The sequence below is a fragment of the Azospirillum terrae genome, from assembly GCF_053470425.1.
The window spans coordinates 527,096-545,850 of the sequence record NZ_JBPXMR010000002.1 but is presented as its reverse complement, the minus strand read 5'-3'; the positions used below and the strand labels follow the sequence as shown (position 1 = coordinate 545,850).

15 protein-coding genes and 1 pseudogene are annotated in these 18,755 nt (G+C 67.5%); 6 read left to right on the top strand and 10 right to left on the bottom strand.

The window, feature by feature from the left end:
- The first annotated feature begins 121 nt into the window (after positions 1 to 121).
- A complete protein-coding gene (locus ACSVDD_RS09100; protein WP_448189008.1) occupies positions 122 to 1,270 on the top strand; it encodes an alpha/beta hydrolase in 1,149 nt (382 codons plus the stop codon).
- A gap of 33 nt (positions 1,271 to 1,303) precedes the next feature.
- Here the strand turns inward: ACSVDD_RS09100 and ACSVDD_RS09095 are convergent, their stop codons facing one another.
- From ACSVDD_RS09095 to moeA, 3 genes are read right to left on the bottom strand one after another with little or no spacing between them, the layout of a single operon-like run.
- The gene (locus ACSVDD_RS09095; RefSeq protein ID WP_448189007.1) at positions 1,304 to 1,759 is read right to left on the bottom strand and encodes a molybdenum cofactor biosynthesis protein MoaE; all 456 of its coding nucleotides are present in this window, start codon (positions 1,757 to 1,759) and stop codon (positions 1,304 to 1,306) included.
- A 22-nt stretch (positions 1,760 to 1,781) separates the two neighbouring features.
- The gene (gene moaD / locus ACSVDD_RS09090) at positions 1,782 to 2,033 is read right to left on the bottom strand and encodes a molybdopterin converting factor subunit 1 (protein ID WP_448189006.1); all 252 of its coding nucleotides are present in this window, start codon (positions 2,031 to 2,033) and stop codon (positions 1,782 to 1,784) included.
- Positions 2,033 to 3,301 (bottom strand): molybdopterin molybdotransferase MoeA, encoded by a 1,269-nt coding sequence (gene moeA / locus ACSVDD_RS09085; protein ID WP_448189005.1) that lies wholly within the window; start codon positions 3,299 to 3,301, stop codon positions 2,033 to 2,035. The genes moaD and moeA overlap by 1 nt, the downstream gene beginning before the upstream one ends.
- Before the next feature lie 715 nt (positions 3,302 to 4,016).
- Here moeA and ACSVDD_RS09080 point away from each other — a divergent pair.
- The gene (locus ACSVDD_RS09080) at positions 4,017 to 4,310 is read left to right on the top strand and encodes a hypothetical protein (protein WP_448189004.1); all 294 of its coding nucleotides are present in this window, start codon (positions 4,017 to 4,019) and stop codon (positions 4,308 to 4,310) included.
- A 380-nt stretch (positions 4,311 to 4,690) separates the two neighbouring features.
- On the opposite strand, the gene mobB is transcribed toward ACSVDD_RS09080, so the two are convergent.
- The 6 genes from mobB to ACSVDD_RS09050 all read right to left on the bottom strand — a co-directional run bounded on the left by mobB (position 4,691) and on the right by ACSVDD_RS09050 (position 10,907).
- Entirely contained in the window at positions 4,691 to 5,194 is a 504-nt protein-coding gene (gene mobB / locus ACSVDD_RS09075) for a molybdopterin-guanine dinucleotide biosynthesis protein B (RefSeq protein WP_448189003.1), read from the bottom strand.
- Positions 5,191 to 5,796 carry a CDP-diacylglycerol--glycerol-3-phosphate 3-phosphatidyltransferase gene (gene pgsA / locus ACSVDD_RS09070; RefSeq protein ID WP_448189157.1) on the bottom strand — a complete coding sequence of 202 codons (606 nt, stop codon included), beginning with the start codon at positions 5,794 to 5,796 and terminating at the stop codon, positions 5,191 to 5,193. Before pgsA ends, mobB begins: the two co-directional genes overlap by 4 nt.
- A gap of 34 nt (positions 5,797 to 5,830) precedes the next feature.
- Positions 5,831 to 7,735 carry an excinuclease ABC subunit UvrC gene (uvrC, locus tag ACSVDD_RS09065; protein ID WP_448189002.1) on the bottom strand — a complete coding sequence of 635 codons (1,905 nt, stop codon included), beginning with the start codon at positions 7,733 to 7,735 and terminating at the stop codon, positions 5,831 to 5,833.
- A 372-nt stretch (positions 7,736 to 8,107) separates the two neighbouring features.
- On the bottom strand, positions 8,108 to 8,878 hold the full coding sequence (locus tag ACSVDD_RS09060) for an SDR family oxidoreductase (protein ID WP_448189001.1): 771 nt from the start codon (positions 8,876 to 8,878) through the stop codon (positions 8,108 to 8,110).
- A gap of 53 nt (positions 8,879 to 8,931) precedes the next feature.
- Complete coding sequence (locus ACSVDD_RS09055) at positions 8,932 to 10,020, bottom strand: hypothetical protein (RefSeq protein ID WP_448189000.1); 1,089 nt, start codon at positions 10,018 to 10,020, stop codon at positions 8,932 to 8,934.
- A 209-nt stretch (positions 10,021 to 10,229) separates the two neighbouring features.
- A complete protein-coding gene (locus ACSVDD_RS09050; protein WP_448188999.1) occupies positions 10,230 to 10,907 on the bottom strand; it encodes a hypothetical protein in 678 nt (225 codons plus the stop codon).
- A 463-nt stretch (positions 10,908 to 11,370) separates the two neighbouring features.
- On the opposite strand from ACSVDD_RS09050, the pseudogene ACSVDD_RS09045 reads away from it, so the two are divergent.
- Together ACSVDD_RS09045 and ACSVDD_RS09040 are read left to right on the top strand one after the other, a co-directional pair.
- Positions 11,371 to 11,616: pseudogene (locus ACSVDD_RS09045) on the top strand (hypothetical protein); the annotation flags it as partial.
- 15 nt (positions 11,617 to 11,631) lie between these two features.
- The gene (locus ACSVDD_RS09040) at positions 11,632 to 13,125 is read left to right on the top strand and encodes a glycosyltransferase family 61 protein (RefSeq protein WP_448189156.1); all 1,494 of its coding nucleotides are present in this window, start codon (positions 11,632 to 11,634) and stop codon (positions 13,123 to 13,125) included.
- An 856-nt stretch (positions 13,126 to 13,981) separates the two neighbouring features.
- Here the strand turns inward: ACSVDD_RS09040 and uvrB are convergent.
- The gene (gene uvrB / locus ACSVDD_RS09035; RefSeq protein WP_448188998.1) at positions 13,982 to 16,150 is read right to left on the bottom strand and encodes an excinuclease ABC subunit UvrB; all 2,169 of its coding nucleotides are present in this window, start codon (positions 16,148 to 16,150) and stop codon (positions 13,982 to 13,984) included.
- Positions 16,151 to 16,418: 268 nt separating this feature from the next.
- On the opposite strand from uvrB, the gene ACSVDD_RS09030 reads away from it, so the two are divergent.
- On the top strand, positions 16,419 to 17,555 hold the full coding sequence (locus tag ACSVDD_RS09030; RefSeq protein ID WP_448188997.1) for a DUF2061 domain-containing protein: 1,137 nt from the start codon (positions 16,419 to 16,421) through the stop codon (positions 17,553 to 17,555).
- A 26-nt stretch (positions 17,556 to 17,581) separates the two neighbouring features.
- Positions 17,582 to 18,739: a DUF2061 domain-containing protein gene (locus ACSVDD_RS09025; protein ID WP_448188996.1), complete on the top strand. Its 1,158-nt coding sequence runs from the start codon at positions 17,582 to 17,584 to the stop codon at positions 18,737 to 18,739.
- Positions 18,740 to 18,755: the final 16 nt, after the last annotated feature.

Genomic DNA, 18,755 nt, shown 5'->3' with positions numbered 1-18,755 from the left:
CGCAGCCTGCGCGAAGGGGGTGGGGCCGTGACATTCGTGGTACCTCCAGACCGCGGCAAGAACGCGTTAACCTGAATCGGAAATTCTGGCGTCGCTCGATGTGAGAGGCGTGGGAACGACGATGCGCAAGCTTGGTAAAACCCTCCTGGGTCTTCTGTTCGCCGGTATCGTGGCCGGCACCGCCGCCCCGGCGGCCGCGCAGATCCGCATGAACGCTGCGTACGGCGACGGCTCGTTGCAGGGTCCGGGCAAGTCCCGCGGCGCCGTGATCTGGAGCCACGGCCGCGCCGTCGAGTACGAGGACTCCACCGCCCCCACCCCGCTCTACATGAAGCTGCTGCGCGAGGCCGGCTGGGACGTCTACCGCGTGGACCGCATGCGGGTCAGCGACACCCTGCCCAACAGCTCCCGCGCCCTGGCCGAATACGCCGAGCAGTTGAAGCAGCGCGGCTACCGCCGCGTCGTCCTGACCGGGCAGTCCTTCGGCGCCTTCATCTCGCTGCTGGCCGCAGGCCGCACCGATCAGGTGGACGCGGTGATCGGCACCGCCCCGGCCGCCTTCGGCAACTTCTCCGAGGCGTACGACTCCTACCGCGACAACGCCACCCAGCTCTGGCCGATCCTGCGCAACGTGCGCTCGGCGCGGGTGATGCTGTTCTTCTTCCACGGCGACGACTTCGATCCGGGCGGGCGCGGCGAGCAGGCGCGCACCATCCTTGCCGGCCGCGGCATCGAGAACCTGATCGTCGACCAGCCCGCCAACCTGACCGGCCACGGCGCCGCCAATTCCGGCATGTTCGTGCGCCGCTTCGGCGCCTGCATCGACCGCTTCGCCGAAGCGCCCCCCAAGGCCGGCGACCCGCCCTGCGACGAGGCCTGGGGCCGCAGCCCGAGCCCCGGCCTGCTGCAAGCCAGCGCCGGCAGCGCCCCGGCCCCCACCCCGGCCAGCGGCACGCACGGCACCATCGGCCCGTTCCTCGGCACGTGGTACGGCACCTACATCAACGGCCGTGAGGTGATGCTGCGCGTCCAGCGCGGCGAGGGCGACACCGTCAGCGCCGACTACGTCCTGGGCGCCGGCGTCGAGCCCGACCAGGGCCTGGAGCACGTCCGCCGCAAGGGCCACGTCACCGACGACGAACTGGTCTTCGACGAGAAGGGCCGCAACGTGCTGCGCTACTACGTGCGCCCGGACGGCAAGCTGGCCGCCACGTGGATGGACAAGTCCGGCAAGGGCCGCCTGGACACGGTGCTGCGCCGGGTGGATTGACCTTTACCCCTCCCCTGCCTCCGGCGGGGGGGATTATTTTTCCCAGCGCGCCGCCGCCGCGTCGTCGGTCCCCTTCGCCTCCACCCAGCGCTCATCCCCCTCCGGCGTCGCTTCCAGCTTCCAGAACGGCGCCCTGGTCTTCAGCCAGTCGATCAGGAAGTGGCAGCTCTCGAACGCCGCTTCCCGATGCGCCGAGGCCGTCGCCACCAGCACGATGCGGTCCCCCGGCTCCAGCCGCCCATAGCGGTGGATGATCAGCACATCGTCCAGCGGCCAGCGCTTCCGCGCTTCCGCCTCGATGGCCTCCAGCTGGCGTTCGGTCATGCCGGGGTAGTGCTCCAGCGTCATTGCCGACACCGCCGCCCCGCCCGCCATATCGCGCACCAGCCCGAGAAAGCTCGTCACCCCGCCGATCGACGTACTGCCCTGCGTCAGCGCCGCCAGCTCGGCGCCCACGTCGAAGTCGCCCTGCTGCACCCGCACGGTCATAACATCACCTCCTCTGGGCTTCTCACCCCCCGGTAACGGGCGGGAACAGCGCCACCTCATCCCCCGCCGCCACGGGGTGGTCGAAGGGCACGTGCTCCTGGTTCACCGCCACCTTGACGACGGCGGTGTTCGCCAGCGCCTCGGCGTATTTCGGCCCGCGGCCCTTCAGCCACTCGACCAGCCCGCCCACGTCCGTCACCTCGGGCGGCGGCTCCACCTGCTCCTGCGCCACGCCGATCTTGGTGCGCAGCCACGCGAAATACAGAACCTTCATCACCGGACCTCGCTGAAGGGCAGGAACTCGACCATCACGCCGGGTTCCAGCCGTGACAGATCTTCGGGCAGCTCGACCAGCCCGTCGGATTCGACCAGCGACGACAGGATGCCCGCCCCGTCGCGCGGGTGCTTGACCGCCGTCAACACGCCATCCTCGCCGCGCACCAGCGTCGCGCGCACATACTCGCGCCGCCCCGCCTTCTTCTTATAGGCGAAGCCCGAGCGCACCGGAAACAGCCGAGGCTCGGACTCCTCCGCCCCCATCAGCCGCAGCAGGATCGGCCGCGCCACCCGCAGGAAGGTGACCATCACCGCCACCGGGTTGCCGGGCAGCCCGACGAACGCCGCCCCTCCCACCTGCCCGAGCGCCACCGGCCGCCCCGGCTTGATGGCGAGCCGCCAGAAATGCAGCGAGCCGAGATCCTCGACCGCCGCCTTGACATGGTCCTCCTCGCCGGTGGACATGCCGCCCGAGGTGACCAGCACGTCGTGCCCCGCCGAGGCCTCATCCAGCGCGCCGCGAATGGCGTCCAGCCGATCCGGCAGGATCCCCAGATCGGTGACCTCGCACCCCAACCCCCGCAGCGCCGCCATCAGCGCGAACCGGTTGGCGTCGTAGATGCAGCCCTGCGGCAGCCCCTGCCCCGGCTCGCGCACCTCGTCGCCGGTGGAGAACACCGCGGCGCGCAGCGGCCGGCGCACCGACAGATCCGAGCGGCCCAGCGAGGCGGCCAGCCCGATGTCCTCCGGCCGCAGCCGCCGTCCGGCCGCCAGCACCACCGCGCCGCGCGTCACATCCTCGCCGGCATTGCGCCGGTTGGCGCCCCGCTTGATGCCCGGCGGGATGCCCACGGCATCCCCCCCATCGCCGTCCTTGGCCGCCCGGCAATCCTCCTGCATCAGCACGGTGTCGAATCCGGCGGGCATGGGGGCGCCGGTGAAGATGCGCACCGCCTCGCCGCGCCGCCCGTCGCGGCCGAGCAGGTGCCCCGCCGCGACGCGCCCGGTGACCGGCAGCACGGTCTCGGCGTCCGCGTCCAGATCGTCGAAGAACACCGCATAGCCGTCCACGGCGGAGTTGTCGTGCGGCGGCACGTCGAAGGGCGCCACCACATCCTCGGCCAGCACGCGGCCGAGCGCGTCGGCCAGCGGCACCGTCTGCGCCGCGGTCACGGAAGCCACGCGCCGTCGCAGCACGTTGAGCGCCGTGTGCACCGGCATCAAGTCGCCGCCGAAGGCGAAACAGTCGTCAGAGAGCTGGGCCATGGGAAGTGCGGGCTCGTCGGTCGCGGAATCCCCGCATAGTGCAAGCGCGCCGGGTTCCGACGCAACCCTCACGGCGCTCCGACGATGGTCCCAGGGGCTTTGGCCCCAGAGGAGACCTGCGGAGCCGCCGTCCGCGAGCGCCGCGCCGCCAGCAGCTTGCCGAGTGTATGCATATTCCGGCTAACGCCTGTTATCGATGAACTGATGCGAGCGGAAACTCGTAGGTTGGTGTTAAGCGCCAGCGTTGGGAGCCTCCTCAGCCGGCGCTGCGCGCGCCCCTCACCCTAATCCTCTCCCCAGGGGGGGAGAGGGAATTGGATGGGCACTTTTCCCTTCGACCGGCGCGCATCCTCCCTTTTCCTTTGCCCTCCTGCCAAGGACGGAGGCGCCCGCGGAAACACAAGGGGTTGAGGGCAGTCCGGCCCGGTTGGGCCGAATATGGATAAAACCTTACCTATTAAACTGTCTTGAATCCGAACAATCATCCAAACAATGATACTTCAGCACCGCTCGTCAGAAGACGAGCCCGGATTTTACTGGAGCGACCGATGGCAGAAAGGCGCCTCGTCTCCCTTATCGAAGATGTCGATCGACAGATTCGAATGTTCCGGGCAAGGAACACCATCCATGACTTCCAGCACCTTGAGCGTCTGGTACTGCACCGCGACAGTTTGAATCACCAGTTGCGCCAACTGCGGGCCGGCGGGGGTGGGCCATGAGCTCCCGGACTCACCGGGGGGCGCTGCTCGGGGCGCTGCTGCTGGGGGCGTGCTCGGCCCCTGACGGGGTGCTGCACGACGCCCTGTACCGGCTCGGCAACCCGGAGGGGGCGCGGATGGGTCTGGGGTCGATGGCCATGCTGGCGCCGTGGCAGGTCCATTCCCCGCAAGCGTGCGCCAGACTGAGCACGCCGGGCGCCGCCCTGAAGCCCGACAGCTATTCCCACATGGTGGACCTCTGCCGCCGCAGCGACGACCGGCGCGGCTCGGTCACCGTCGCCAGCCGGTAGGGCTCGGCGCAGGGGGCCGGTCGCCCGAGACGGGAGAGGGAATTGCCCCCGGTTGCGCCACGGTTCGAACGGCGGCTTGCTCTGAACGACGATTCGTTGTAGGTTTTTTGTCCTTGGATTGGACGGAAACGGCGGGGATCGGCGGAATGCAACACCACAGGGAAAAGCGTTGCATAGTGTTTCACAGCGTTTCATCCGGTGCCGCCAAGCCGAGGCAAGCCGTTGATTCTCAACAAAACCCGTTTTCGGCCAATGCACCGCGCCGCAACGCCAATGCAACACGGTGTTGCACGTCGCCGGGGTGGCGGAGTCGGCGTGGGCGGCGGGGCCGCCGCGGCGAAGAAGGATTTAAAGCACCGGAACCACGTCCGGCCGCCGGCTCAGCGCGGGGCAGGCACCGCGCACTCGACGATCAGCGCCGCGATGCCCGCGGAATCCTCCAGGTCGAAGACCGGCACCGACGCTTCCGGCACCGGGCCGTCGCTCGCCACCGCCACGATGGTCGGATCGTCCACCGCGATCAGCGGCTTGCCGACCGAGCGGCGCCAGACCTCCAGCTTGGGGTGGCGGTCGCGCTTGAAGCCCTCGATCAGCAGGAGGTCGACCGGGGTCACCTTCGCCAGCAGTTCCGCCAGCGTCGGCTCGGGCTCGTCGCGCAGCTCGTGCATGACGGCCCAGCGCGTGGGCGAGCTGACCACCACCTCGGTGGCGCCGGCAAGGCGGTGGTTGTGGCTGTCCTTGCCGGGGTGGTCGATGTCGAAGCCCTTGTGGGCGTGCTTGAGCGTCGACACGCGCAGGCCGCGCGCGATCAGCGCGGGCAGCAGCTTGACGATCAGCGTGGTCTTGCCGCTGCCGCTCCACCCCGTCAAACCGAAGATCTTCATGCGGAACGGGCCGTCTTGGTGGCGCGGGGGTTGGGGTGCCGGGGCGGGGCCGCCATCATGTGCCGGAGGCCGACGCGGGTGTAGTCCCAGCCGGTGACGAAGGTGAGCATCGCCGCCGCCCACAGCCCCGTGGTGCCGATGATCACCGAGGGGATCTCCGGCGGGCCGTAGTCGCCGACGATCAGGAAGCCGATCGCCAGCATCTGGATGGTTGTCTTCCACTTGGCGAGCCGCGTCACCGGAACGCCGACATGGAGCCCGGCGAGGTACTCGCGCAGGCCCGACACCAGCACCTCGCGCAGGAGGATCACCACCGCCGCCAGCACCGAGAACCCGGTCAGCCGGCCGAAGCCGACCAGCATGATCAGCACCGCGGCCACCAGCAGCTTGTCGGCGATAGGGTCGAGGAACTTGCCGATGACCGACTCCTGCTCCCACACGCGGGCGAGGTAGCCGTCGAACCAGTCGGTGATGCAGGCGGCACCGAACAGCGAGAGGCTGGTCCAGGCCGCCCATGCCTCCGGCACGTAGAACAGCCCGACCACCGGCGGAATCACCGCGATCCGCGAGAGCGTCAGAAGGTTGGGCAGGCTGGTCAGCATGGGTCCGGGCGGCTGGAGAAGGTTCGGCGGCATTCTAACCGTCTGGATGGAAATGATCGTATATCTTTTTCGCAACCGTACGATTGATTCCCTCCACCGCCTCCAGATCGGCCAGCCCGGCCCGCGCCACCGCCTTGCCGCTGCCGAAATGGTGCAGCAGCGCCTTCTTGCGCGCCGGGCCGATGCCGGGGATCTCGTCGATGGGTGATTTCGCGATGGCCTTGGTCCGCTGCGCCCGGTGGGTGCCGATGGCAAAGCGGTGCGCCTCGTCCCGCAGCCGTTGCAGGAAGTACAGGACCGGGTCGCGCGGCTCCAGTTGGAACGGCGCACGGTCGGGCAGGAAAAAGCGCTCCCGCCCGGCGTCGCGGTCCGGCCCCTTGGCGATGGAGACCAGCGCCACATCGTCGATGCCCAGCTCGGCCAGCACCTCCCGCACCACGTTGAGCTGGCCCAGGCCGCCGTCGATCAGCACCAAGTCGGGCCAGGTGCCGCGAGCGCGCTCCGGGTCCTCCTTGAGGGCGCGGGCGAAGCGGCGGGTGAACACCTCGCGCATCATGGCGTAGTCGTCGCCGGCCGCGTCTTGCGCGCGGATGTTGAACTTGCGGTAGGCGTTCTTCATGTAGCCGTCCGGCCCGGCGACGATCATCGCACCGATGGCGAAGGCGCCCTGCACGTGGCTGTTGTCGTAGACCTCGATGCGCTCTGGCGGGCCGTCCAGGCCGAAGACGGTCGCCACCCCCTCCAGCAGGCGCGCCTGCGAGGAATGCTCGGCCAAGCGCCGGCCATGCGCCTCGCGGGCGTTGGTCAGCGCGTGGTCGAGGATGCGGCGCTTGTCGCCGCGCTTGGGCTCGACCAGTTCCACCTTGTGGCCAGCGCGCAGGGCCAGCGCCTCGGTGAGAAGAACCGATTCCGGCAGCTCGTGGCTGATGAGGATCAGCGGCGGAGCGGCCTTGTTGTCGTAAAACTGCGCGATGAAGGAGCCCAACACCTCCTCCACCTCCTGCGCCTTGTCGTGGCTGGGGAAATAGGCGCGGTTGCCGTAGTTCCGCCCGCCGCGGAAGAAAAACACCTGGATGCAGGTGGCCCCGCCTTCGGCGTAGGCGGCGATGACGTCGGCGTCCTCGACCACGCCCTCGATGTTGATGTCCTGGTGCGCCTGAATGGCGGTGAGCGCCTTGATGCGGTCGCGGATCTGCGCGGCGGTCTCGAAGTTCAGCTCTTCGGAAGCCTGCATCATCTGCTGCGCCAGTTCGGCCTGGATGTCGCGGCTCTTGCCGGACAGGAAGGCGCGGGCTTGCTCGACCTGGGCGCGGTACTCGGCGGAGGAGACTCGGCCGACGCAAGGGGCGGTGCAGCGCTTGATCTGGTATTGCAGGCAGGGCCGGGTGCGGGTGTTGAACACCGTGTCGGCGCAGTTGCGCAGCATGAACGCGCGCTGCAAGGCCGTGATGGTGCGGGTCACCGCCATGCCCGAGGCGAAGGGGCCGAAATAGTGCGCGTCACCCGACCGGCTGCCGCGGTGCTTGAGGAGCTGAGGGTAGTCGTGGCCCTTGGTGATCATGATGTAGGGAAACGATTTGTCGTCGCGCAGCAGCACGTTGTAGCGCGGCATCAGCCGCTTGATGAGGTTCGATTCGAGCAGCAGCGCCTCGACCTCGGTGTGGGTCGTGACGAACTCCATCGTCTCGGTCTCCGCCACCATGCGCTGGAGGCGGATCGGCAGGCGGTTGACCTGGGTGTAGTTGAAGACGCGGCGCTTGAGGTTCTTCGCCTTGCCGACGTACAGCACCGCGCCATCGGCCGCGATCATCCGATAGACGCCGGGGTTGGAAGGGAGCGTCTTCAGGTAGGCCTGGATGACCTCCACCCCGCGCGCCAGGTCGGAGACGCGGCGGCGGCGCGGTTTGGAGTCGGGAATGGTCTCGGGAGCGTCGGACATGCCGGGAATGTCGGCGACCAGACGTTTGCGGTCAACCGCCCCCTCACCATAAGCGTTAATACCTCCGACTCAACCACGGCTTAAGACTATCCACCATTCCTGTGGATAAGTGTGTCGATAACCCCTTCGATATCGTGCCGGGAGTCAGGCGGCACAAGGGCTGCGTAGCGACCGCCTATTTTTTAAGCAAATGCGCCAAGCCATTGATTTTGCTTGGATTAGCAGATGTCAAGCGGGGACCCTGGGGGTGCCTCATAAAATTGTCACGCGGGCAAAAAGGCCACTTGCGCGGTCGTGGCGCCCTGTGTAAAACGCACCGCCCTCAAATTCCCCGCCGATCGCCAAGCGGTAAAAATCATCCCGCACGGGGTGCTACTCCGTGGCCACGAAGCCGCGCGAGGACTGTGCCCAGCCCAGGTGCTCGCCGCCGTCCAGGGCGATCATCTGGCCGGTCACCGCCGGGGCGGCGATCAGGAATCGGATGGCGGCGCAGATCTCCTCGGGCGAAGAGCCGCGCTTCAGCGGTGTGGCGGCCTGTTGAGCGGCGAACTGGGCCTCGGACTGGCGCTCGTTGCGCAGGGTCGGGCCGGGGCCGATGCCGTTCACGCGGATGCGCGGGGCCAGAGCCAACGCCATGGTCTGCGTCAGCGTCCACAGGCCGGCCTTCGACACCGTGTAGGACATGAAGTGCGGGGTGAGGTTCCACACCCGCTGGTCCAGCATGTTCACGACCAGACCGTGCTCGTCCGCCGGAAGTTGCGCGGCGAAGGCCTGCATCAGCACGAAGGGGGCGCGGAGGTTGGCCTCCATGTGCAGGTCCCACGAGTCGCGGGTGACGGTGGCGGCCTCGTCGCGGACGAAAGGGGCGGCGTTGTTGACCAGAACCGTCAACGGCCCAAAGGCGTCGGTCAGGGCCGGGACGAGGCGGCGGACCTGATCCTCGGCGCCGAGATCGGCCTGGAGGGCGACGGCGCGGCCGCCGGCGGCCTCGATCTCCGCCACGACGGAGTCGGCCTCGGGACGCGAGTGGTGGTGGTGAACCCCCACGGCCCAGCCCTGCGCCGCGAGGTCGAGCGCGATCGCCCGGCCAATCCGTTTGCCGGCCCCGGTGACCAGGGCCGCTTTCCGTTTGATCTCTGCCATAGGGCCATACGTACCCTGCGCCGTACCCAGGTCAAGCCGGATGACGATCCGAGCTAGGCGGAGACGCTGAAGCCTTTCTGAGCGACGGCCGTGACGGTGGCGGTGCCGCTGTCGAAGCTGAGCGTGGACTGCGCGGTGACGTACTCTTTGATGCCGGCGGCGTAGCCGATCGACGATTGCAGCACGCTGGTCGACTTGCCGTCGGAGCCCAACACCATGAAGCGGCGGTAGATCGAGGTGTCCGACGTCTGCGCCGCATCCAGCGGATCGCCCGTCAGCCGCCCGCCCGTCAGGAACGTGAGGGACTGGGTGGAGAGCTTGTCGGCCGAGGTGATGGTCGCGGAGCCGTCGAGGCTCAGCCCCTTGTCGAAGCCGAACAGCTCCGTCTCGTTGTCGATGATGCCGTTGTTGTTGACATCGTACCCCAGCAGCCCCTGCCCCGACCCGAAGGTCGCCGACAGCCCGTCCTGCTGCTTGGTGACCAGCGCCTCGAACTCGTCGTAGCGGCTCTTGGCTGTCTTCAGCCATTCATTGTAGGTCTTGCCGGTGCTTTCGCTCCAACTCGTCTCGGTAACGGAGCCGTCGGCGTTGGGCATCTGCTGCACGAAGGGCGTGGCGCTCATCGCCGGATCGGTGCTGAAGTACCCATAGGAGTTCTTGCCGCGCGGCAGCGACCCCAAGCCGGTGATGTTGCCGGAGGAACCATCGTAGGGCCGCGCCGTATCGGCCACCGTGCCGGACTTGAAGTTGACGAAAACGGCGCCGCCCTTGCTGGCCGTGTCCGTGGTGGCCGAAAGCTGCGCCTGAAGCAGCGCGTCGCTGGCCCACAGCTTGCTGAAACCGGACAGCGTGGAACTGCTCGGCGTGGCGGAGCGCGAATCGAGCCGGCCGGTGAAGGCCGCGCCGGACATCTCCGCCGAGGTCCCCACCGAGACGAACTTGCCCCCCGTGGAGGTGGTCGTCGAGGTTCCGCTCGTTCCCGTGGTGGTGCCACTGGTCGAGGTGCCGGAGGTGCCCGTCGTTGAAGTCGACGAGGTGTACTTGGCCTGCTCCGCGTCGGTCAGCTTGCTCCAAAGATAGTTACGATTCAGGTCCGTAACGCCGCTGGAGAGATAGTTCGAGGGAGCTGTGGTGGTAACCATGGCCGTACACCCGCGTTTTGCGTAGGAGGTATCCTAACTCGAAATTGCAAAACCCGCCATGCGACTTTTTAGCGACACGTGGGCGGCGAGCTATGCCGAACGTCAGGCCGGCCGGGGCGGCGGGGGCATCCGGGCCGCCCCGCCGGGTGGGATGGAACGGCCCGAATGAAACACTGTGAAACACTATGAAACGCTTTTTCGTGTGTCTTTCACGGCAGGCTTTCGACCGGCAGCGGGGCGACGACGTCGTCGGGCGCGAAGAACGGGTAGCCGTAGGGGCGCGGTTGCTCGGCTTCGGCGGCGAAGCGGGCGACATCGTCGGGGCTGGGGGCGAACTCGCCGCGGAAGGCGGCGGGATCGGCGTCGGCCGTGTCGGCGGCCTCGTGCGCGACGACGCCGAGCCGGTCGGCCAGCCAGCGTACCGTCGCCATGTCGCCGCGGCTCACCGCGTGTTCGAGCTGGGTGGCGACCATGGCGCGCAACGAGCGGACGCGCGCCTTCGCCTCGCGGATCAGGTGCTGGCGTTCCCACCAGATGCGCGTGCGGAAGTCCGGCGACGTGGTGTAGGCCCGCCAGATGGTGGGGCGGCTGGCGCCCATGGCCTTCGCCACCTGGATCATGGCGCAGCCCGCCGCGATCATGTAGGCCGCCCGCTCCCACTGCTCGTCCGAGAAGCGCGACCTCGGCACCAGCCGGTCGCGCGGCACCGGCGGCTCGTCCAGGACCGCCATGCCGGTGCCGTCCGAGGGCAGGTCGATGGTGCGGCTCTCGTGCTCCTTCTCCTTGCGGGCGACGTCGTCGCGCCGGGGACGCCGGGTGTGGCGGGCGGGCTTCTCTTCGGCGAAGGGGTCTTCGTACGGATCGTCGTGCAGGTCGTCGATGGGCATGGGTGGGTCCTTCGTGAATGGTGATTGTTTTTATTCCTATCATGAAAGGACATAAATCTCAAGATGCATGAAAAGCACGGCGGGCAAGGCGCCGCCTTCTTCAGACCCCTTCCGCTATGGACGGAGATTTAGGGGCCGTTTCCAGAATCCCCGACAGCACCTTCCACACGAACCTCAGATTAATCCGCTACGACACGTCGTTGGATTTTATTCCCGTAACATTCAGTAGGCGCATGACGTGCTTGGCAGCTCCTACCAGGACGCGAAAATCCTATTCATGGGGGCGGGTGAGCATACCAGCAGGAAGCATACACGGAACTGCGTCCCGCCCTCCACCTTCCCTTGCTTGCGTAAGAAAAAATACTAATTAACGAGACAAGTCATTGCTATGCAGCATTGCAATTGGCATATTTTTGACAACTGTTACCTCTCTCACGCGCCATCACCCGGCAACGCGTGATCTGTGGTAGCGGATGCAGCGGAGCGCACCCATGCCCCCCATTCCGACGTCGACACGGCCCGCCGACATATTAAGCATGGACATATTCTAGCGCTTGCCGGTGATCCGGCCGCGGCGGAGCACTTCAAGCGAGCCCTGACACTGGAGCCAATCAACCTTGACGCACTGGCCCACCTGGGCGCACTGCGAATGTGGGAGGAGCGCATCGCTGATGCAGCCGGGCTCTTCGACCGGGCGATAACCGCCGATCCGGAGCACCCGGTGGTGCTGCGCCAAGTCTCCGGCCTCTATCTGACCATCGGCAACACGCAGGCGGCTGAATGGTGCGCCCGCCGGGCGCTGGCGGCCGACGCCAGCGTCGCCGAAATTCATCTGGCGCTGGGAGATGCGCTGGAGGCGCAGGGGCGCCACTCAGAGGCGGTCGAGGCCTACGAGCGGGCGATCGCCCTGCACCCTCTCGGCCTTAATGCACAGCTTAAGCTGGCGTCGGCGCTGAAGGCGCTCGGGCGCGACGACGAAGCCGCCCGGCAACTGGATGCCGCCGCAGCCAACCGGGCGCAGGACGCGGATGCGCTGCATCGCATCGGTGCCCTGTTGTTCGACCTCGGGCACGAGGTAGCAGCGGCAGAGATCTACCGGCGCTTTGCCGCCATAACCGGCGAGCGCACCCGTTTTCCGGGCAATCCGCCGCGCCGCGTCAGAGTGCGCCCGGCCGCCGAAGCGTGTAGGGCGCATGGCTGGCCCTACCACACTGTCGCCTCGCCCACCCCTGTCCACCTGACCGATGCGACCGGCGCATCCTGCACCTACGAGACGCCCGAAGCCTTTCTGGCCTTTGCCGAGAATGCGGTGATCGTGCCGCGGGTCCACGCGCCCCTGGTCGGCGGCGACACTCTGCTGATCGACGGCTTCAGCACCAGTTCGCGCGGCAGTTTGACGCTGGTGCCGCATGTCGTCTGGCACAGCCCGGACGAGCGCATGCTGCTCGACCTACCGGAACCGGCACGTACCATCGAGGAAGAGGCGATCCTGCTGGGCGGTGGACCGAACTGGTCGCACGGGGTTCTGGACTGGAGTTCCAAGCTGGCGGTGCTTGAACGCTTCCCCGAGTTGAGGCGGCTACCGGTCCTGGTGTCCGCCGACACCATCCGTCCGGTCCGCGACCTGCTGGAACTCCAGGGGCTGGAGCCTGACCGGATAATGCCGCTGACACCCGGCGAGGTGGTCTGCGCGCGCCGCCTGTGGCTGCCGTCGCTGACGCACCGCTACCAGTACACCGCGCCGATGCACGTGGAGTTTCTGCGCCGTCACCTCGCCGGCCCCATCGGCGAGGGCATGGGTCGGCCACGCCGACGGATCTTCCTGTCGCGCCGCCAAGCCGGATACCGTGCGCTGCTCAATGAGGCGGAGGTGCTGGCCGCCCTCGCCCCGCTGGGGGTCGAACCGGTGGTGGCGGAGGATTTCCCGATGGCCGAGCAGATCGCACTGTTCGCCTCGGCGGAACTGATCGTCGGCCCCATCGGCGGCGGCTCGGCAGCCATTGTCTTCGCGCCGCACGATGCGGCCTATGTGGAGCTGGTGCACAGCCGCATCACACTCCCGCAGTACGGGCTGCTCACCGCGCTGCTCGGCCAGCGCTACCGCCAGATCGTCGGCGAGGCGGCCGGCAACCGCAGCCGCTACGCGTTCGATCACGATTTCACCGTCCCGGCTGGCGAGGTGGCGACAGCGGTTCGCGAGCTGGTCGGTGGGGCGTGACGCGGCTGGCCAGGGAGCAAAGGAACCGATGCGCTGCGCCTTACGAGGCGACACTATTCTCCTGAATTCTTCTGGCCGCACATCATTTCCAGGCCGCCGATGCGGAGTGGAATCTGATCGAGTACAATGGATTTTTTCCTGATGCTCGCAACGGATTTCATGGGAAAGCGGCGCCAGTGGCGCACGCAATGACATGGCGCCGGCCCCACCTCCCGCCAATGATATGAAAAGGCTGCGGAACCCGAGAGGGCCGGCGCCGAAACCGACGAGGTCGAGCGAGCCTGGGACCGATCGGAACAGGCGGACCGGACGTGCGATCAGGCTACCGCGCGCTTGCTGGACGCTAAGCCCGACACCTTGCGCGGGCTGCTCGGAAAGTCCGAGTGCGTGCAATGGCGCATGGAAGATAAGGTCGATGCCGCGCTGATGGGCGGGCTGGTCGGGGATATAAGGCGGATGGCGGGGGTGGGGTAAGGGGGCGATCCTTGGGGGGACCCTCACCCGGCGCTGCGCGCCACCCTCTCCCGGGGCGGGAGAGGGATTTGTCCCGTAATGTCCGCGGTGCGGGACCCCCTCACCCTAACCCAGGTCGCTCGCAAGTCTCGCGACCGCGCTCCGCCTATGGCCGCCTTCGGCGCCCATCCGGCCTCCGGCCGTCGGCTCCACGCCCCAGGGGGAGAGGGAATTATGCTGTCCCGTCAGGGGCGCTGTGCGGACATCCCGCGCGGCGCCGACTCCAGGACCCAAAGTAAAGGGATACAAGGGCCGACCGGCCCTTGGCGGGTGGGTGCGGGAGGGCGGAGCCCTCCTGCCTCTCGTCCAACACCTTGTCCCACCCTCCTCGCTTCCGGCTGAGCTACCGCTTGCCCTTCTTGGCTTTGATCGCCGCTTTGCCGGACTTGCTGTAGGGGGCGCCGGGGGCGTTGGCGGGGACGCCGCGGGCGTAGCGGCCGGTGGAGATGCCGATGCTCGGCGACTCGCCGAGGCCGATGCCGAGGTCCAGGGCCTCCAGGCGGCGGATCTCGTCGCGCAGGCGGCTGGCCTCCTCGAACTCCAGGTCGGCGGCGGCGGCGCGCATCTTCTTTTCCAGGTCGGCGATCACCGCCTTCAGGTTGTGGCCGATGGTGTCGGCGGCACCGGCGTCCACGGTGACGTGGTCGCCGCGTTCGTAGACGCTTTGCAGGATGTCGCCGATGGCCTTCTTGACCGATTCAGGCGTGATGCCGTTGGCCTCGTTGTAGGCGCGCTGCTTCTCGCGGCGGCGGGCGGTTTCGTCGATGGCGTACTGCATGCTGTCGGTGATGCTGTCGGCGTAGAGGAGCGCCCGGCCCTCGACGTTGCGGGCGGCGCGGCCGATGGTCTGGACGAGCGAGGTCTTGGAGCGCAGGAAGCCCTCCTTGTCGGCGTCGAGGATCGCCACGAGCGCGCATTCCGGGATGTCGAGGCCCTCGCGCAGCAGGTTGATGCCGATCAGCACGTCGAAGGCGCCCAGGCGCAGGTCGCGGATGATCTCGATGCGCTCCAGCGTCTCGACGTCGGAGTGGAGGTAGCGCACGCGCAGGCCGGCCTCGTGCATGTACTCGGTCAGAGCCTCGGCCATCTTCTTGGTCAGCGTGGTGACGAGGACGCGGAAGCCCTTGGCCGCCACCTGCTTGCACTCGTCGAGCAGGTCGTCCACCTGGGTTTCGGTGGGGCGGATGATGACTTCCGGGTCGATGAGGCCGGTGGGGCGGACGACCTGTTCGGTGAAGACGCCGCCGGTGCGCTCCAGCTCCCAGTTGCCGGGGGTGGCGGAGACGAAGACGGTCTGCGGGCGCATGCTCTCCCACTCCTCGAACTTGAGCGGGCGGTTGTCCCGGCAGCTGGGCAGGCGGAAGCCGAAGTCGGAGAGCGTCGATTTGCGCATGAAGTCGCCGCGGTACATGCCGCCGATCTGCGGCACCATGACGTGGGATTCGTCGACGATCAGCAGGGAGTCCTTGGGCAGGTACTCGAACAGAGTGGGCGGCGGCTCGCCGGGGGCGCGGCCGGTGAGGTAGCGGCTGTAGTTCTCGATGCCGGCGCAGGAGCCGGTGGCGGCCATCATCTCGATGTCGAAGGTGGTGCGCTGCTCCAGGCGTTGCGCTTCGAGGAGCTTGCCCTCGTCGTTGAGTTCGGCGAGGCGGGTCTTGAGGTCGCGCTTGATCTGCTCGATGGCCTGGTTGAGCGTCGGCTTGGGCGTCACGTAGTGGCTGTTGGGGTAGATGCGCACGGCCTCCAGGGAGGCGAGCTTTTCGCCGGTGAGGGGGTCGATCTCGTGGATCGCCTCGATCTCGTCGCCGAAGAGCGAGATGCGCCACGCGCGGTCCTCCATGTGGGCGGGGAACAGCTCCAGCGTGTCGCCGCGCACGCGGAACAGGCCGCGGCCGAAGGCGGCGTCGTTGCGCTTGTATTGCAGCTCGGTCAGTTTGCGGGACAGCTCGGGCTGGGCGATGATCTGGCCGACCTTAAGGTCGATGGTCATCTCGGCGTACAGCTCGACCGAGCCGATGCCGTAGATGCAGCTGACCGAGGCGACGATGATGACGTCGTCGTGCTCCAGCAGCGCCCGAGTCGCGGAGTGGCGCATGCGGTCGATCTGCTCGTTGATCGAGGATTCCTTCTCGATGTAGGTGTCGGTGCGCGGGACGTAGGCTTCGGGCTGATAGTAGTCGTAGTAGGAGACGAAGTACTCCACCGCGTTGTTCGGGAAGAACGACTTCATCTCGCCATAGAGCTGCGCCGCCAGCGTCTTGTTGGGGGCGAGGACGAGGGTCGGACGCTGCACGCGCTGGATGACGTGCGCCATGGTGAAGGTCTTGCCGGAGCCGGTGACGCCGAGCAGCACCTGATCGCGCTCGCCGGTTTCGATGCCGGCCGTGAGTTCCTCGATGGCCTTGGGCTGGTCGCCGGCGGGGGTGTACTCGGACACGACCTCCAACGGGCGGTCGGTGCCGAGGCGGGCGAGCGGCTTGCGCGGGATGGCTTCGAGCACGGGATGCGACATGGGGAGCCGTCGAGTTCGGATTGGGCCGGTACGGATCGTGAACCGAGTATATGGCCTCTTAGGGGGAGGCTGTCGAGCGGAGCCTTGCCCGTGGCTGTCGATCCGGGAAATTGTTTTGCAAACCGATCTATGCGCGTTAGAATTACCTCATTATAGTTCATGATGCTAAGCTTCCTTGTCCACAAGAGCGTTTGCGAGGGTCTGCACTATGCTTTCCTCTGCTCGGCCCTCCGGCTTTTTGAAGCGGCGCGCCCGGTGTTTCGTCGCGTTGGCCTTGGCGTTTACCGCGTGGACCGCGCTGACGCCGTCGCGGGCGCTGGCTTTGAATGTCGGCGACACGGTCTCCGGCCAGTTCGAGCTGGGGGCGAAGCAGGTGCCTCTGCCTTCCGGCAACTGGATCGTCGCCGGGTTGGGAACACAGTCCTTCTCCATGCCGGAGGTCGGCGCCTTCGGGGCCATCCGCTCCGCGGTGCTGCTGCTGACACGCGACAATCGCGTCCAGGCCGTGCTGGAGGTCAACGCCAACGCGCTGCCGAGCAGCGACGGCTGGGGACGGACGCGGGCCTGCGCCCCCGAGGACGGGCAGCTGATGCTGATCACCCGCTACCGCACGGGTTGGGAGACCTCCTGCCAGTTCCTTCGGCCGACGCACTTCGGCCCCGAGGCACGCGGCCCGGAGGCTTGGGAGAAGGCGCGCGCCTTCATTACCAAGACCAAGCTGACGATGCCGGAGATCTGGCTGACCGCCGGCTTCCGGGTCAGCGACCGGCAGGACCTGATCGACGCGCGGTACCATATCAGCCCGGCGCTGCTGCTGGGGCCGGCGGCGTTGCAGCTCGCCCAGCTGCGCGACTGGTCCGGCGAGGCGGCGAAGAGCGACCCGCTGCGCCAGGGCGCGGTGCAGGCCGTGGCGGCCTGGGCCTCGGGGTTCGACGCGTGGATCGAGCGGGGCTTGCGCAACCGGATCGCGGACTCCCCCGGCCCGCTGCCGGAACTCGCCGCGCCCACCCCGTCCTACGTCGATCTGAAGGTGACCGAGCTGAACCGCCTGCTGCGTGACGGCCAGATCGACAAGGCGACGTACGACGCGCAGGTGGAGCGGGCGAAGACCGAGGTTCCCGAGTACAAGCCGTCGACCTCGCTGGTGTCGACCTCCGTGCGCAAGAACATCTCCTTCCGTTCGATCGGCACGATCGTCGATTACGGCATCGCCTACCTGGTGACGGCCAACAGCTACATCTCGTGGGGCATCGCGCTGACGCTGAACGCCACCGACTCGGTTTGGTTCGTGCTCAACGACCAGTATTGGGACGACCATTACGCCAAGCTGAACACGCACAACGCCGAGCGTCTGGTCGATTTCACCTATATCGGCGAACATGTGGGCGCGGAGGCCCGACTCTGATGGGGGGCCTGTCGAAGATGCCGGGTATGAAGATCCGCAGCGCCATCGCGTCCCTGATTATGGCGGGGGTTCTGGCGGTGCTCGCCCTGGCCGCCCCGGCGCGCGCCGAGGGGGTTCTGGCCCAAGGCGCGACGGTCGAGCGCCTGCTGACCATCGACGGCCGGAAACTGCCCCTGCCCGAGGGGCGCTGGGTGGTCGGCGCCGATGGCGACAGCGGCTGGAACGACCCCAAGCTGGGCGCGTATGGCTATCTGCGCTCGCTGGTCCTGTTCCGCGTCACCGAAGGGAAGCTCGACGCCGTTCTCGAGGTGCACACCAACGCGCTCGCGGCGACCGACGGCTGGGGCATGGCCTCCAGCTGCGCGCGCACCGATCTGGTGCTTGCGGTGGTCCGCTACCGAGCGGGATGGGACGGCTCCTGCTTCTTCGTCACCCACACGGTGATGAACAAGGACGAGAACCCGGTCTGGCTCAAGGCGAAGGGGTTCGCCGCGCAGAACGGATGGAAGGTGCCGGGCACCCTGCTGACCGCGGGCTTCCGTTCGGCGAACCGCACCGACGTGCTCGACGTCCGCTACCATTTCGTGCCGGAAACCCGCGGCCTTCCGGGTGAAGCGGCGGGCCGGTGGAAGGATTCCGGCTGGATGGCCGGCCGGCTGGACGAGAATCGCGACCGCGCCGCCGTGGCGCAGGGCGTCAGCAACTGGGCGGTCGGATACGCCGCGGTGGTGGACGCCAGCCTGAAAGGCCGGGCGGGGACCGACTACGCCATCCCGATGCCCGACCCGACCCGGAAAACCCCGGCGGCCGACGCCATCGGCCGGCACATGGCGGGACTGGAACTGCTGCGCCAAAGCGGGCAGATCTCGCAGAAAGAATACGAAGTTCAGGCGGAAGCGCTGCTGGAGAACGGTCAGGGGTCGAGCAGCACGGCACCCGACCTTTCGGTGGTGACGGCGGTCAAGGCCTTCTCCTATCGGGTGATCGTGTCGATTTCGCACATCTTCGTCGATTACTATTGGACCGGCAGCTACGTCGCGACCGGCGCCCTGGAAGTGCTGCAGATCACCATCAACAGCGCCAAGTTCTACATGCATGAGCTGGGCTGGGCGAAATACATGGGGGTGCCGCGCACCGACGCCGCGCGCACCATCGACTTCAAGTACATCGGCACCAACGGATAAACCGGCGGCCCGTGGG

Coding starts and splice junctions, on each gene's coding strand:
- ACSVDD_RS09100 (WP_448189008.1), top strand. CDS start 122: ATGCGCAAGCTTGGTAAAACCCTCCTGGGTCTTCTGTTCGCCGGTATC.
- ACSVDD_RS09095 (WP_448189007.1), bottom strand. CDS start 1,759: ATGACCGTGCGGGTGCAGCAGGGCGACTTCGACGTGGGCGCCGAGCTG.
- moaD (WP_448189006.1), bottom strand. CDS start 2,033: ATGAAGGTTCTGTATTTCGCGTGGCTGCGCACCAAGATCGGCGTGGCG.
- moeA (WP_448189005.1), bottom strand. CDS start 3,301: ATGGCCCAGCTCTCTGACGACTGTTTCGCCTTCGGCGGCGACTTGATG.
- ACSVDD_RS09080 (WP_448189004.1), top strand. CDS start 4,017: ATGAGCTCCCGGACTCACCGGGGGGCGCTGCTCGGGGCGCTGCTGCTG.
- mobB (WP_448189003.1), bottom strand. CDS start 5,194: ATGAAGATCTTCGGTTTGACGGGGTGGAGCGGCAGCGGCAAGACCACG.
- pgsA (WP_448189157.1), bottom strand. CDS start 5,796: ATGCTGACCAGCCTGCCCAACCTTCTGACGCTCTCGCGGATCGCGGTG.
- uvrC (WP_448189002.1), bottom strand. CDS start 7,735: ATGTCCGACGCTCCCGAGACCATTCCCGACTCCAAACCGCGCCGCCGC.
- ACSVDD_RS09060 (WP_448189001.1), bottom strand. CDS start 8,878: ATGGCAGAGATCAAACGGAAAGCGGCCCTGGTCACCGGGGCCGGCAAA.
- ACSVDD_RS09055 (WP_448189000.1), bottom strand. CDS start 10,020: ATGGTTACCACCACAGCTCCCTCGAACTATCTCTCCAGCGGCGTTACG.
- ACSVDD_RS09050 (WP_448188999.1), bottom strand. CDS start 10,907: ATGCCCATCGACGACCTGCACGACGATCCGTACGAAGACCCCTTCGCC.
- uvrB (WP_448188998.1), bottom strand. CDS start 16,150: ATGTCGCATCCCGTGCTCGAAGCCATCCCGCGCAAGCCGCTCGCCCGC.
- ACSVDD_RS09025 (WP_448188996.1), top strand. CDS start 17,582: ATGAAGATCCGCAGCGCCATCGCGTCCCTGATTATGGCGGGGGTTCTG.